The organism is Caulobacter sp. BK020, from assembly GCF_004342605.1.
Taxonomy (GTDB): domain Bacteria; phylum Pseudomonadota; class Alphaproteobacteria; order Caulobacterales; family Caulobacteraceae; genus Caulobacter.
In genome coordinates this window covers 82,311-96,400 of record NZ_SLZL01000015.1, presented here as the reverse complement: position 1 = coordinate 96,400, position 14,090 = coordinate 82,311, and the positions used below count along the sequence as shown (strand labels likewise).

At 69.5% G+C, this 14,090-nt stretch carries 11 protein-coding genes; all 11 read right to left on the bottom strand.

Annotated elements, in window-relative coordinates; all coding sequences use genetic code 11:
• Positions 1-32: 32 nt before the first annotated feature.
• A complete protein-coding gene (locus tag EV278_RS17765) occupies positions 33-1,439 on the bottom strand; it encodes an aspartate aminotransferase family protein (RefSeq protein ID WP_132094504.1) in 1,407 nt (468 codons plus the stop codon).
• A gap of 135 nt (positions 1,440-1,574) precedes the next feature.
• On the bottom strand, positions 1,575-2,330 hold the full coding sequence (locus EV278_RS17760; protein ID WP_132094502.1) for a gamma-glutamyl-gamma-aminobutyrate hydrolase family protein: 756 nt from the start codon (positions 2,328-2,330) through the stop codon (positions 1,575-1,577).
• A gap of 124 nt (positions 2,331-2,454) precedes the next feature.
• Positions 2,455-3,525, bottom strand: a complete 1,071-nt coding sequence (locus tag EV278_RS17755; RefSeq protein WP_243692252.1) for an ABC transporter ATP-binding protein — start codon at positions 3,523-3,525, stop codon at positions 2,455-2,457.
• 196 nt (positions 3,526-3,721) lie between these two features.
• Entirely contained in the window at positions 3,722-4,579 is an 858-nt protein-coding gene (locus EV278_RS17750) for an ABC transporter permease (RefSeq protein WP_132094498.1), read from the bottom strand.
• A gap of 127 nt (positions 4,580-4,706) precedes the next feature.
• Positions 4,707-5,597, bottom strand: coding sequence for an ABC transporter permease (locus tag EV278_RS17745; RefSeq protein ID WP_132094496.1), 891 nt, complete (start codon positions 5,595-5,597; stop codon positions 4,707-4,709).
• Positions 5,598-5,740: 143 nt separating this feature from the next.
• Complete coding sequence (locus EV278_RS17740; RefSeq protein ID WP_132094494.1) at positions 5,741-6,856, bottom strand: spermidine/putrescine ABC transporter substrate-binding protein; 1,116 nt, start codon at positions 6,854-6,856, stop codon at positions 5,741-5,743.
• A gap of 193 nt (positions 6,857-7,049) precedes the next feature.
• The gene (locus tag EV278_RS17735; protein ID WP_132094492.1) at positions 7,050-8,429 is read right to left on the bottom strand and encodes a glutamine synthetase family protein; all 1,380 of its coding nucleotides are present in this window, start codon (positions 8,427-8,429) and stop codon (positions 7,050-7,052) included.
• A gap of 187 nt (positions 8,430-8,616) precedes the next feature.
• Complete coding sequence (locus EV278_RS17730; RefSeq protein ID WP_243692250.1) at positions 8,617-9,984, bottom strand: aspartate aminotransferase family protein; 1,368 nt, start codon at positions 9,982-9,984, stop codon at positions 8,617-8,619.
• Between the two features lie 172 nt (positions 9,985-10,156).
• Positions 10,157-11,599, bottom strand: coding sequence for an NAD-dependent succinate-semialdehyde dehydrogenase (locus EV278_RS17725; RefSeq protein ID WP_132094487.1), 1,443 nt, complete (start codon positions 11,597-11,599; stop codon positions 10,157-10,159).
• 6 nt (positions 11,600-11,605) lie between these two features.
• Positions 11,606-13,093, bottom strand: a complete 1,488-nt coding sequence (locus EV278_RS17720) for an aldehyde dehydrogenase (protein WP_132094484.1) — start codon at positions 13,091-13,093, stop codon at positions 11,606-11,608.
• Positions 13,094-13,247: 154 nt separating this feature from the next.
• Positions 13,248-13,925: a GntR family transcriptional regulator gene (locus EV278_RS17715; RefSeq protein ID WP_132094481.1), complete on the bottom strand. Its 678-nt coding sequence runs from the start codon at positions 13,923-13,925 to the stop codon at positions 13,248-13,250.
• Between the last annotated feature and the right edge of the window lie 165 nt (positions 13,926-14,090).

Sequence of the window (14,090 nt, the reverse complement as noted above, 5' to 3'; positions counted from 1 at the left end):
ACAGTATCACAGTTTCACGGTCTCTCGAACCCTCACCCCGCCGCCGCCTCCGGCTTCAACGCCCGCAGCACCGGCTCGGCCTCGTCCAGCGACTTGCGGATGATCCCCACCAGGTCGTCGATCTGGGCGTGGGTGATGATCAGCGGCGGGCAGCAGACGATGCTGTCGCGGATGGCGCGGACCATCAGGCCGTTCTTGATGCACAGGTCGCGGACGATCGGCCCGGCCTCGCCCTCCTTGTCGAGGAAGCGATGGTTGGTGCCCTTCTCCCGCACGATCTCGATAGCCCCAATCAAACCGAGCGAGCGGGTCTCGCCGACCAGCGGGTGGTCGTTCAGGCTGGCCAGGGCCTTCGCCAGGTAGGGGCCGGTGTCGTCGCGGGTGCGCTCGACCAGGCCCTCGCGCTCGATGATCTCCAGGTTCTTCAGGGCCACGGCCGCGCAGGTCGGATGGCCCGAATAGGTAAAGCCGTGGATGAAGTCGCCGCCCTTGTCGCGCAGCTCGGCGACGATGTGGTCGGCCACCCCGACGGCGCTGATCGGCAGGTAGCCGGACGACAGGCCCTTGGCCATGGCGATCATGTCCGGCTTGATCCCGTAGTGCTGGTGGCCGAACCACTGGCCCAACCGCCCGAAGCCGCAGATCACCTCGTCGCAGACCAGCAGGATCCCGTACTTGCGGCACAGGGCCTCGACCGCCGGCCAGTAGCCGTCCGGTGGGATGATCACCCCGCCGGCCCCCTGCACCGGCTCGCCGATGAAGGCCGCGACGTTTTCGGGGCCGACCTCCAGGATCTTGTCCTCGATGGCCTGCACCGCGCGATCGCGGAAGGCGGCCGGATCCTCGCCGAAGCCCTCGCCGAACTTGTAGGGCTGCATCACGTGCTCGACGCCGGCGATCGGCAGGTCGCCCTGCTGGTGCATCAGCTTCATGCCGCCCAGGCTGACCCCGGCCACGGTCGAGCCGTGATAGGCGTTCCAGCGGCTGATGAAGACCTTGCGGTCCGGCTGGCCCTTCAGCTTCCAATAGTGTCGAGCCAGGCGGAAGACCGTGTCGTTGGCCTCCGAGCCCGACGAATTGTAGAAGACGTGGGTCAGGTGGCCGCCCATCTTCTCGGCGATCTTGGCGGCCAGCTTCACGGGCGGCGGCGTCGCGGTCTTGAAGAAGGTGTTGTAGTAGGGCAGCTCCAGCATCTGGTCATAGGCCGCCTTAGCCAGCTCGTCGCGCCCGTAGCCGACATTGACGCACCACAGGCCGGCCATGCCGTCCAGGATCTGGTGGCCCTCGCCGTCGTGGATGTAGACGCCGTCGGCCCGGGTGATGATCCGGCTGCCGCCCAGCTGGGCGATGACCTTGTGGTCGGCCTGGGCCGGCAGGTGGTGGGCCAGGTCCAGGCGCTTGAGCTCGGCGATGTCGTGGTTGCGGATCGGGGCGGTCATCTGCTGGGCTCCTGGGTCTTCTTTTATTTCCGCTCATCCCGGCGAAAGCCGGGACCCAAGCGGCGCTTGTGGTTTCGTTCCGGATGCTCGCCGCCGGCTCGGCTTGGGTCCCGGCTTTCGCCGGGATGAGCGGATTTAGGCGGGAGGGCGCAGGCCCTCGCCCCGCAGCGCGCGGCCGAACAGGTCGAAGAACGCCTGGCTCTGCGGGTTGCGGTCGGTCTTCCATTCGGGATGCCACTGGACGGCCAGGACCGGGGCGCCGTTGACGGTGGCGGAGAAGGCCTCGACCACGTCGTCTTCGGACCAGGCTTCGACCTCCAGACCTTCGCCGAGCGTATCGACGCCCTGGTAGTGCACGGAGTTGACGACAGCGGCCTGGACGCCCAGGGCCGTGGCCAGCACGCCGTCCTTGGCGAGTTGCACGGCGTGAACGTGGTCGAACATGCTGTCGAAGGGCACGTCGTCCGGCGCATGGTGGTCGATCAGGTCGGGGCTGGTCGCCATGTCCCGCCGCAGCGTGCCGCCGAACGCGACATTGATCTCCTGGAAGCCGCGGCAGACCCCGAACACCGGCCGGCCCAGGTCGAGCATGGCCTGGATCAGGTCGGCGGTCATGGCGTCGCGTCCCGCGTCGAACGGCCCCGGGGCGTCGGCGACGTCCTGGCCGTAGAGGGCGGGGGCCAGGTTGGAGGGGCTGCCGGTCAGCATCAGGCCGTCCAGGCGGGCGGCGACGTCGGAGGCCTTCATCAGCTCCGGCATCGACGGGACCAGCAGGGCCGCGGCGTCGGCGTAGCGCATGGCCGAGGCGACATAGCGGTTCATCACCGCCTGGGCCGGCTCGATCCCGACCGTGCGAGTGCAGCAGATGATCCCGGCGACGGGTCGGCTCATCACTTGCCCCCTACGGACCGCTGCGCGGTCGTCTTCCCCCAGAGGGGGAAGAGCGCTCCGCCCCCTATGGGGGCGGACAGGCGGCGCAGCCGCCAGGTGGGGGCAAGGGCGTGAGCCACGGACATCAGCTCAACAACACCGCCGGCGAGCAGGCGTGCCAGCCCAGCCACACCGGCTCGCCCAGCTTGAAGTCCTCCTGGTCCCAGCGGGTCAGGTTCTGGCGGACGACCTTGATCCGCCGGCCGCTCTGGATCTCCACCTCGTAGACGCTCTGGCCGCCCAGATAGGCCTCGTGGCGGATCACCCCGGCCACGGCGTTCTGGCCCAGCGGGCAGTCGCCCATGTTGGGCGGGGCCGCGCCGTCGGGGCGCTTGTGCAGCTCGATCTTCTCGGGCCGCAGCGCCGCCCAGACCGTGCCGCCGCGCGCGCCGGTGACGCCGTGGTCCAGGAAGATGTCGCAGTCCAGGTCCGGCGACTTGACCACCGCGTGGCTGGGCTCGTCGACCGCCAGCACCCCCTCGAACAGGTTCACGCTGCCGATGAAGTCGGCCACGAAGCGGCTGTTGGGGAACTCGTAGAGGTCGCTGGGACCGGCCACCTGCTGCAGCACGCCGCGGTTCATCACCGCGCAGCGGCTGGCGAGCGCGAGCGCCTCGTCCTGGTCGTGGGTGACCATGATGAAGGTGATCCCCACCTTCTCCTGCAGGGTGCACAGCTCGGTGCGCATCTGGTCGCGCAGCTTGGCGTCCAGGGCCGACAGCGGCTCGTCCAGCAGCAGCACGCGGGGGCGCTTGACGAGCGCCCGGGCCAGGGCCACGCGCTGGCGCTGGCCGCCCGACAGCTGGTCGGGCTTGCGGCCCGCCAGGCCGTGCAGCTGGACCAGGTCCAGGGCCTCTTCCACGCGCCTGTCGCGCTCGGCCTTGCCGACCCGGTCGACGGTCAGGCCGTAGGCGACGTTGTCGGCCACGCTCATATGCGGAAACACCGCGTAGGACTGGAACACCATGTTCACCGGCCGCTTGTTGGGCGGCACGGTCGAGACGTCCTGGCCGTCGATCAGGATCCGGCCCTCGGTCGGCGTCTCGAAGCCCGCCAGCATCCGCAGCAGGGTGGTCTTGCCGCAGCCCGACGGGCCCAGCAGCGAGAAGAACTCGCCCTCCTGGATGCTGAGCGAGACATTGTCGACCGCCACCATCTTGCCGAAGCGCTTGGTGACGTTCTCGAAGGTGATGATGGGTTGGTTGGTCACCGGATGTCCCCCGACACACACATTCCGCTCATCCCGGCGAAAGCCGGGACCCAAGCAGAGCTTGGTGTTTCGTTCTGGATGCTTGCCTTCGCCTCGGCTTGGGTCCCGGCTTTCGCCGGGATGAACGGAGTTTGGAGAACGCTCATTTCACGTCCCCATGTCCAGCCGTCGCCGCCGGGTCGCCCTGCAGCTTCAGCGCCACGGCCGTCAGGATCACGGTCAGCACGATCAGGATCGTCGAGGCGGCGTTGACCTCGGGGGTCACCGAGAAGCGGACCATCGAATAGACCTTGACCGGGAAGGTCACGGTGTCCGGGCCGGCGGTGAAGAAGGTGATCACGAAGTCGTCCAGGCTGAGCGTGAAGGCCAGCAGGGCCCCGGCCACCAGCGAGGGGGCCATGTGCGGCAGGATCACGTCCTTGATCGTCCGCCACTCGCCGGCCCCCAGGTCGCGGGCGGCCTCCTCCATCTCGCGGTTGAAGCTGGCCATGCGGGCGCGGACCACCACCGCCACGAACGGGAACGAGAACGACACGTGGGCGATGGTGATGGCCCCCAGGTTCAGCGGCCAGGGCAGGCCCACGGGCCAGGGCATGACCTTGGCGAAGAACACCAGCATGGCCACGCCCATGCAGATCTCGGGCACCACGATCGGCAGGGCCAGGGCCCCGTCCAGCACGGTCTTGCCGGGGAAGCGGAAGCGCCACAGCACCAGGGCGACCATGGCCCCCAGCGCCACGCTGAGCACCGTGCACAGGCCCGCGATGGTCAGGCTGTTGGCGAAGGCCTCGATCAGCGAGGAGTCATTGAACGCCTTGTCGTAGTATTTGAGCGTGAAGCCCTTCCAGACGATGTTGCGCCGGCTGTCGTTGAAGCTGAAGGCCACCAGGGCGATCAGCGGCGCGTAGAGGAACACCCCCACGGCCGCCAGCCAGGCCTGCATCTGCCAGCGGCGGAGGTATTCGAGCGGGCCGGGGGGGGATTTGCGGAGCTTGGTCATTTCAAAGCTCCGCTCATCCCGGCGAAGGCCGGGACCCAAGCTGAGTTGGTTGTTTCGTTCCGGATGCTTGCCGCCGCCTCGGCTTGGGTCCCGGCCTTCGCCGGGATGAGCGGATAGAAGGAAAAGCTCACGCTTGCGCCCCCTTCTTCCCGCGTCCCAGCAGCGCCTGCACCGCGATGGCCACGAAGGTCAGGTACATCAGCAGGAACGACAGGGCCGCGCCGAACGGCCAGTCGTTGGCGCGCTTGAACTGGCGCTCGATGACGTTGGCGATCATCTGGCTGTCGGGCCCGCCCAGCAGGTCGGGGGTCAGATAGGCGCCGAGCGCCGGGATGAAGGTGATCAGCACGCCCGAGGCGATGCCGGGCAGGGCCAGGGGCACGACCACCTTGAACAGGGTGCGCATGTGGCCCGCCCCCAGGTCGAGGCTGGCCTCCAGCAGCGACTTGTCGAGGCGATCCAGCGCCGAATACAGCGGCAGCACCATGAACGGCAGGTGGACATAGACCAGGCCGACGATCACCGCGAAATTGGTGTGCATCATCTCCAGCGGCTGGAACGGCTGGAGCGGCATGAGCTTGGCGGCCAGGGTCCACCCCGCCTCCAGCCCCTTGTTGATGTAGCCCTCGTTCCTCAGCACGGCGATCAGGGCGTAGGTGCGGATCAGGAGGTTCGTCCAGAACGGCAGCATGATCAGCAGCAAGAGCCAGGTCTTGGCCTTCTGCGAAGCGAAGGTGATGGCCAGGGCGACCGGGAAGCCGATCACCAGGCACAGGCCCGTGGTCAAGGCCGCCACGCCGGCCGACTTCAGGAAGATCTTCAGGTACAGCGGCTCGATCGCCCGGGCGTAGTTCTTGAACGTGCCGGTGATGGCGATCTGGGTCAGGCCCTCGTTGTGGCCGAAGCTGTAGGCCCAGACGATGGCCAGCGGGATCAGGAAGAACAGCACCAGCCACACCAGCGGCGCGCTGAGCGCCGTGGCGAAGACGGCTTTCGCCTGTTTCCAGGACTGTTCCATCGACGGATTTCCTTTCCCAGATCCTCCCCCTCCGGGGGAGGTGGCCCGAAGGGCCGGAGGGGGCTTCGCGGCCTATGCCGAAAGGCCCCCTCAGTCGCTTCGCGACAGCTCCCCCAAAGGGGGAGCAGCGTCGTTCCGCCGCCCTAAGCCGCCCGCACCCGGGTGATGACTTCCTCGTACAGGCTGGCCTTCTCGGCCCCCTCGAAGGCGCCGTACTCGCACTTGGACATGATGTCGGCCGGCGGGAAGATCACCTTGTTGTCGCGATAGGCCGGCGGCATCAGCGCCTTGGCCGCGGCGTTGGGCGTCGGATAGAGGATCGTCTTGGAGATCTCGGCCCCGGCCTGGGCGTCCAGCAGGTAGTTGATGAACTTGTGGGCGTTGTCCGGCCTCGGCGCGCCCTTGGGGATGCACAGGGTGTCGGAATTGATCAGCGACCCCTCCTTGGGGATCACGAAATCGATGTCCGGATCGTCCTTCATCACCTGGGCGATGTCGCCGTTGTATTCCAGCACCAGGTCGACGTCGCCGGCCACCAGCATGTCCTGGCCGTTGTCGTCGTGGAACGCCTTCACATAGGGCTTCTGGCGGATCAGCATCTGCTCGATCTTGGTGACCAGGTCCGGCGGGATGTCGTTGACGCTGTGGCCCAGGTACTTGGCGGCCAGGCGCACCAGGTCGGCGCTTTCCGACAGCAGGGCGATGCGGCCGTTGTACTCGGCGCTGTCGAACAGGTACTTCCAGCTGTCGGGCACGCCCTTCACCTTGGACTTGCGATAGCCGATGCCCAGCACCAGCCAGGTATAGGGCATCGAGAACCGGCGGCCGGGGTCGTAGTCGGGGTTCACGAAGGCCGGGTCGACGTTCTTGAAGTTGGGGATCTTGCCGTGGTCCAGGGTCTCCAGCATGCCGGCCTGGCTCATGCGGGTGACGAACTCGTTGGACGGCACGATCACGTCATAGCCGGCGTTGCCGGCCTTCAGCTTGGCGAACAGCTCGTCATTGGTGGCGAACAGGCTCATATTGACGTCGACGCCGGTGGCCTTCTTGAAGTCGCCCAGCGTCGTCTCGCCGATATAGGTGTCCCAGTTGTAGAAGTTCAGCTTGGGCTCTTCGCCGTTGGCCGACTTGGCCGCCTCGCCCTGGGGCTTCTGGCCGCAGGCGGTGAAGCTGATGCCGATGGCCGCGGCGCCCATGGCCGTCAGCAGCGAGCGGCGGGTGCCCAAAACTCGCCCGGAAGGAATGCGGTTGGTGCTCATGGCCTTGTCTCCCCTTGAATTCGTCCGATGCCCATATCGCCCCCCTCCCCCTTGATGGGGGAGGGGCGGGGGTGGGGGTGACAGCGGCCGTGCAGCTGAACCACCGTATCACCCCCATCCCCGGCCCTTCCCCCATCAAAGGGGGAAGGGAGATCACGCTTCCACTCCAACTCAACTTTACAGCGCCCCGCCCTCAGGCGTTGCGCAGATACCAGTCATAATCCAGCGCCGTGACCACCTCGGCGAAGCGCGCCTGCTCGGTGCGCTTGACCGAGGCGAACATCTCCACGAACCGCTCGCCCAGATAGTCGCGCAGCACGTCGGAGGCCTCGAACGTGTTTACCGAAGCATACCAGTCGGTAGGCAGGCGGACCTTCTCCTTGGCCGCCGCGGCGTAGCCGTCGCCGACCACCGCCGGGCCCGGATCGATCTTGTGGGTGATGCCATGGTGGGCGCAGGCCAGCAGCACCGCCAGCACCAGGTACGGATTGGCGTCGGCCCCGGCCACGCGGTGCTCCACATGCCGGGTCGGCGGCGGGCCGGCCGGCACGCGCAGGCTGACCGTACGGTTGTTGACGCCCCAGGTCGCGGCCACCGGCGCATAGCTGTTGGCCTTGAAGCGGCGATAGCTGTTGGCGTTGGGGGCCAGGATCGCCATGCAGTCGGCCATCAGCGCCTTCATGCCGCCGATCGCGTGCTTGAGCAGCGCCGAGCCTTCCGGATCCTCGGCGGCGCAGAGGTTGTTGCCCTCGGCGTCGTTGAAGCTGACATGGACGTGGAAGCCGTTGCCGGCCCGGTCGGCCCAGGGCTTGGCCATGAAGGTGGCCTCGCAGCCGTGGCGCAGCGCCACGCCCTTGGCCGCCCGCTTGTAGCGCAGGGCGTCGTCGGCCGCCTCCAGGGCGTCGGGCTTGTGCTTGAGGGTCAGCTCGACCTGACTGGGGGCGAACTCCGAGATCGCCCCCTCCAGCGGCACGCCCAGCACGTCGCAGACGTCCCACAGCTCGCGCAGGAACGGCGAGATCGCCTCCAGCTCGGGCAGGCCGTAGACCTGGATGCCCTGCGGCCGCTCGCCGGTCTGCAGCGACCGGGCCGGCAGCAGCTCGCCGCCGGGGCCGCGATGCTGGTCGACCAGGTAGTATTCCAACTCGCAGGCGGCGACCGGCGTCAGGCCGTCGGCGGCGAAGCGGTCCAGCACGCGCCTCAGCACGTGGCGCGGGTCCAGGTCGTTGGGCGCGCCGTCCAGCTCGTACAGCGACAGCATGACCTGGGCCATGTCGGGACCCAGCCACGGCGCCAGGGTCAGGGTCCCCGGCACGGGCCGCGCCCGGCGGTCGGCGTCGCCGTCCTCCCAGACCAGGCCCGTGTCCTCGCAGTCGGCGCCTTGCGTGTCGACCACCAGGATCGAGCCGGGCAGGAAGCGGCCATAGTCGTAGATCGCCTGCAGCTCGTGGACTCGCAGCCGCTTGCCGCGCGGCACGCCGGTCATGCTGGTGAAGAACACGTCGACGTACTTCACCTGCGGATGGGCGGCGAGAAAGTCGCGGCACTCCTGCGGATCGGCGACCGCGCTCACGCCCCCTCTCCCATGGGGAGAGGGAGGGGCCCGCGCGAAGCGTGGGAGGGTGAGGGGGTGGTGAGCCGGACGGCGCGCCGGCATGGCGCATCGCGCAATCGGCGAGGGTGTAACCCCTCACCCTCCCACCGCTGCGCGGCGGGCCCCTCCCTCACCCTCTGGGAGAGGGTGTCGAAACGCGAAACGCTCATGCTGCTATCCCCTCCAGCGCCCCGGCGAACCCGTCCACCGCGGCGACCAGCCGGTCGACGGCGGCGTCCTCGGTGACCGGCGACACCAGCATCATGGTGTGGAAGGGCGCGATCATCACCCCTCGGTTGATCAGCCACAGATGAAGCGCGTGCAGCAGCTGGGCGTCCAGCGCCTCGCGCATGGCGGCGGCGTTTTTCGGCGGGGAGGGAGCGAACACCAGCTCGACCCGCGCCCCGACATGGACCACCGACCACGGCAGGCCGCGTCGTGCGATCACGCCGCGCAGGCCGGTCATCAGCCGCTCGGCCCCGGCCAGCATCCGCGCATAGGCCGCGTCGGTCATCACCTCCGACAGCATCGCCCGCATGGCGGCGATGGCCAGGGCGTTGCCGGACAGGGTGGTGCCGATCCCCGACTGGCCGGGCCCGACCCGGGCGGCGGCGGCGTCCATCCGCTCGGAGAGTTCGGCGCTGACGCCCCAGACCGCGGCCGGCACGCCGCCGGCGATGGCCTTGCCGATCACCAGCATGTCGGGCGCCAAGCCCTGGGCGTGGGCGTAGCCGCCGGGGGCGGTCGAGATCGTGTGGGTCTCGTCGATGATCAGCAGCGTCCCTGCCCGGCGGGTCAGGTCGCGCAAGCTCTCCAGGAACCCCGGCTGCGGCAGGATCATCCCGCAATTGGTCATGGCCGGTTCGGCCAGCACGGCGGCGACGTCGCCGGGCGCCAGGGCGGCGGCCAGGGCCTCGGGATCGTTGAAGGGCACGACGCGGGTGGTGGCCGTCAGGTCGTGGACCTGGCCCAGCAGGCCGGGCTTCATGGCCGGCGCGCCATTTTTCAGCGTCACGAACGCGTCGTCGACCATGCCGTGGTAGCAGCCGTCGAACACCAGGATGACCGGGCGCTCGGTCACCGCCCGCGCCCAGCGGATGGCGGCGCGGTTGGCGTCGCTGGCCGTGGTCGCCATCTGCCACAGCGGCAGGCCGAAGCGCTCGGCCAGCAGCCGGCCGACGATCACCGCCGAAGCGGTGGGCAGCATGAAGCCGGTCCCGCGCCGGGCCTGGTCGGCGACGGCGCGCGCCACCGCCTCCTGACCGTGGCCGAACATGGCGGGCGTGTCGGCCAGGCAGAAGTCGTCATAGAGCCGGCCGTCGACGTCGGTGACCTGGGCCCCCACGCCCTGGGCCGCGAACACCGGGCAGGGGCTGGCCCAGTCGGTCATCCAGTGCATCGGCGCCCCGCCCCGCCAGACTTCGGCCGCCTGCCGCGACAGGGCCAGCGCGCGCAGGTGCTCGGCGACGAAGCGGTCGGCTTCGGCGTGGATCAGGTCGGCGAGGGTGGGGGCGGCGGGGGCGGGGGTCACCACAGCGCGCCCTCCCTAACCGTCGTCATCCTGGGCCTTGTGCCCGGGACCCCTGGTTCAGCTTGCACGTGAAGCGCTTTGGCGCGCTGGCGCGCCACCCTTCCGCACTTGCGGCGGATAGAGGGGTCCCGGGCACAAGGCCCGGGATGACGGCTGGAAAGGGAATGAGCTGCGCTCATGCCACCCCGCCAAAGCACAGGTACTTGGTCTCCAGATACTCGTCCAAGCCCTCGGAAGACCCCTCGCGGCCCAGGCCGGAATCCTTGACCCCGCCGAACGGCGCCACCTCGGTGGAGATGAGGCCCTCGTTGATCCCGACCATCCCCGCCTCGATGGCCTCGGCCACCCGCCAGCAACGCCCGACGTCGCGGCTGTAGAAGTAGGAGGCCAGGCCGAACGGCGTGGCGTTGGCCAGGTCGATGGCGTCCTGCTCGGTGTCGAACATCACGATCGGCGCGACGGGACCGAAGATCTCCTCCTGGAACAGCCGCATGTCCGGCGTGGCGCCGACCAGCACCGTCGGCTGCCAGAACAGGCCGCCCAGCTTATGGCGCGCCCCGCCGACCGTGACCGTCGCGCCCTGCTCGACGGCTTCGCGCACCAGGCTCTCGACCTTGGCGATCGCCTTGTCGTTGATCAGCGGACCTATGGTCACGCCTTCGCCCGTGCCCGGCCCGACCTTCATGGCCGCGACCTTTTCCGTCAGCCGGGCCACGAAGGCGTCGTGGATGCCCGACTGCACCAGCAGCCGGTTGGCGCAGACGCAGGTCTGGCCGGTGTTGCGGTACTTGCTGGCGATCGCCCCGTCGACGGCGGCCTCCAGGTCGGCGTCGTCGAAGACGATGAACGGCGCGTTGCCGCCCAGCTCCAGGCTGAGCTTCTTCATGGTGCCGGCGCACTGGGCGTAGAGGGTCTTGCCCACCGGGGTCGAGCCGGTGAACGACAGCTTGCGCACCCTCGTGTCGTCGCACAGGGCCTTGCCGATGCCGGCGCTGTCCTTGCCGGTGACGACGTTCAGCACCCCGGCCGGCACGCCCGCCTCGACCGCCAGCCGGGCGATGGCCAGGGCGCACAGCGGCGTCTCGGCCGCTGGCTTGACCACCACGGTGCAGCCGCTGGCCAGGGCCGGCCCGACCTTGCGGGTGATCATGGCGATCGGGAAGTTCCACGGCGCGATGGCCGCGCAGACCCCGACCGGCTGCTTGATCGACACCAGGCGCTTCCCGGGCAGGGGGCTGGGGATGGCGTGGCCGTAGGCCCGCTTGGCCTCCTCGGCGAACCAGTCGATGAACGCCGCGCCGTAGGCGACCTCGCCCCGCGACTCGGCCAGCGGCTTGCCCTGCTCGGCGGTCATCAGCCGGGCCAGGGCCTCGGCGTGCAGCAGCATCAGGTCGGACCACTTGCGCAGGATCGCCCCGCGGTCCTTGGCGGTGCGCGCGGCCCAGGCGGGGAAGGCGCGGTGGGCTGCCTCGATGGCGACCTTGGTCTCGGACGCCCCCAGGTCGGCGACCGCCGCGATCACCGCGCCGTCGGCGGGATTGCGCACCTCGAAGGTGGTCTCGCTCTCGATCCACAGGCCGTCGATGAAGGCGGCGGTTTCGACAAGTTCCAGGGTCATGATGGGCTACCTCAGCGTCACGGACACCGACTTCAGGTCGGCGTACTTGTGCAACGCGTGAAGGCTGCGGTCGCGACCGAAGCCCGACTGCTTGAAGCCCCCGAACGGCATGGTGATGTCGCAGGCGTCCCAGCCGTTGATCCAGACCAGCCCCGCCTTCAGCCGCCGGGCGCAGGTCAGGGCGCGGTTGATGTCCGACGTCCACAGGCCGGCGGCCAGGCCGTAGACGGTGTCGTTGGCCAGGCGGATGGCCTCGTCGTCGGCCTTGAAGGTCTGCACCCCCAGCACCGGGCCGAACACCTCCTCGCGGGCCAGGGTGTGGTCGGGCTCCAGCCGGTCGAAGATGGTGGGCTCGACATAGAAGCCGCCGGTCTCCTTGCGCACCCGCGACCCGCCCAGCAGGCGGCGCGCGCCCTGGCTGTCGGCGGTGGCGATATAGTCCAGGGCGGTGTTCATCTGCCGCTCGCTGACCATGGCCCCGAAGCTGGTCTCCGGGTCCAGCGGGTCGCCCGGGACCAGGGTCCTGGCCACCGCGATCACCTTTTCGAGGAAGGCGTCCTTGATCGAGTCCTGGACCAGCAGGCGCGAGGCCGCGGTGCAGACCTCGCCCTGGTTGTAGAACACGCCCCAGGCGGCGGCCGAGGCGGCGGCGTCCAGGTCGGGGCAGTCGGCGAACACGATCTGGGGCGACTTGCCGCCCAGCTCCAGCGACACCCGCTTGAGGTTCGAGCGGGCCGAATAGTCCATCAGCCGCCGGCCGACCGGACCCGAGCCGGTGAAGGCGATCATGTCGACGTCCATCGACAGGGCCAGGGCCTCGCCCGCCACGCCGCCCAGGCCGGGGACGACGTTCAGCACCCCTGGCGGGAGCCCGGCTTCGAGGGCCAGCTCGCCCAGCTTCAGGGCGGTCAGCGGCGACTGTTCGGCGGGCTTGAGGACGACGGAATTGCCCATGGCCAGGGCCGGGGCCACCTTCCACATCGCCATGTGCAGCGGGAAGTTCCACGGCACGATCGCGCCGATCACCCCCAGCGGCTCGTGCACGGCCCAGCTCAGCCGGTCGACCGGCGCGGCGCCGACCTCGCCATAGATCTTGTCCAGGGCCTCGGCGTACCAGCGGGTGGTGCCGATCGCCAAGGGGATGTCGACGGCCCGGGCGTCGCGGATCGGCTTGCCGGTGTCCAGGCTCTCCAGCAGGGCCAGGTCCTCGGCGTCGCGTTCCATCAGCTCGGCCAGCTTGAACAGCACCGCCTTCTTGGCGCGCGGGCCCTGGTCGCGCCAGCGGCCGTCCTCGAAGGCGGCGCGGGCGCCGGCCACGGCGCGGTCGACGTCCTCGGCCTGGCAGGCGGCGACCTGGTTCAGCACCGTGCCGTCGCGCGGCGAGACGTTGTGGAAGGTCAGGCCCGAGACGGCCTCGACCAGCGCGCCGTCGATCACCGCCCGGCCGGGCAGCGCCAGGGTCTTGAGGGCGTCGATCGGGCTGGCGGCGGTCACGGAAGATCTCGCGGTGAATTGTGATCACAGTTTGCGTCGGATGGCCGACTGTCAAGGTCGGTGAAGACGCGATGCGCGCCGCGCCCAAACGATGGGCGCCCTGGACGCGATCGGTGACAGGCGCATGCGCCTGTCACCAACCTCGCTGCGGCCCTCACCGTCCCGCCTCCACCGCCGCGCGCATCTTGTCCATGCCCTCGGCCAGGTCGGCCGCGACGGCGCGGCGGGCGCCCTCGGCGTCGTGGGCCTTCAGGGCCTCCATGGCCTCGGCGTGGCGGTCGGCCACCAGGCCGTCGGCGCCGACCCGGCCGAACACCACCCGCATGAACGGCCCGATCTGCAGCCACAGTCCGCCGGCCATGGCCAGCAGCACCTCGGCCCCGGCCCGCGCGTACAGGGCGAAGTGGAAGGCGTGGTTGGCGGTCATGTAGGCGTCGACGTCGCCCAGCTTCAGGGCGTCGTCGACGGCGGCGTCCAGCTCGCGCAGGCGTTTGAGCAGGGCCGCGTCGGCGTGGGGCGCGGCGCGGGCGGCCAGCTCGGGCTCGATCCACAGCCGGGCCTGGGACAGCTGGTCCAGACGGTTGGCGGTCAGGGACGGCACGCTCAGCCGCTTGTTGGCCGGATTGATTTCGAGCGCTCGCTCGGCTGACAGCCGCCGCACGGCGTCGCGCACCGGCATCGGCGACACCCCCAGCTCGGCCGCCAGGCTGCGCAAGCTGACCCCGACCCCCGGCGCGATGCGGCCGGTGATCAGGGCCTGGCGGATGGCCTCATAGACCTGGTCGTGCACGGCCAGGCTGTCGGCGAGGGGTTTGCGGGTGTGCGTGCTCATGCCCCTCCCTCCTCTCAAATCCGCTCATCCCGGCGAAAGCCGGGACCCAAGCTGCCTATCCGAAAAGCGCGTCGCGCGATCGATCGTCCGCGTTCCCGGGCCGGACTCGGCTTGGGTCCCGGCTTTCGCCGGGATGAGCGGAGGTTGGGGGTTGCGCTAACGCAC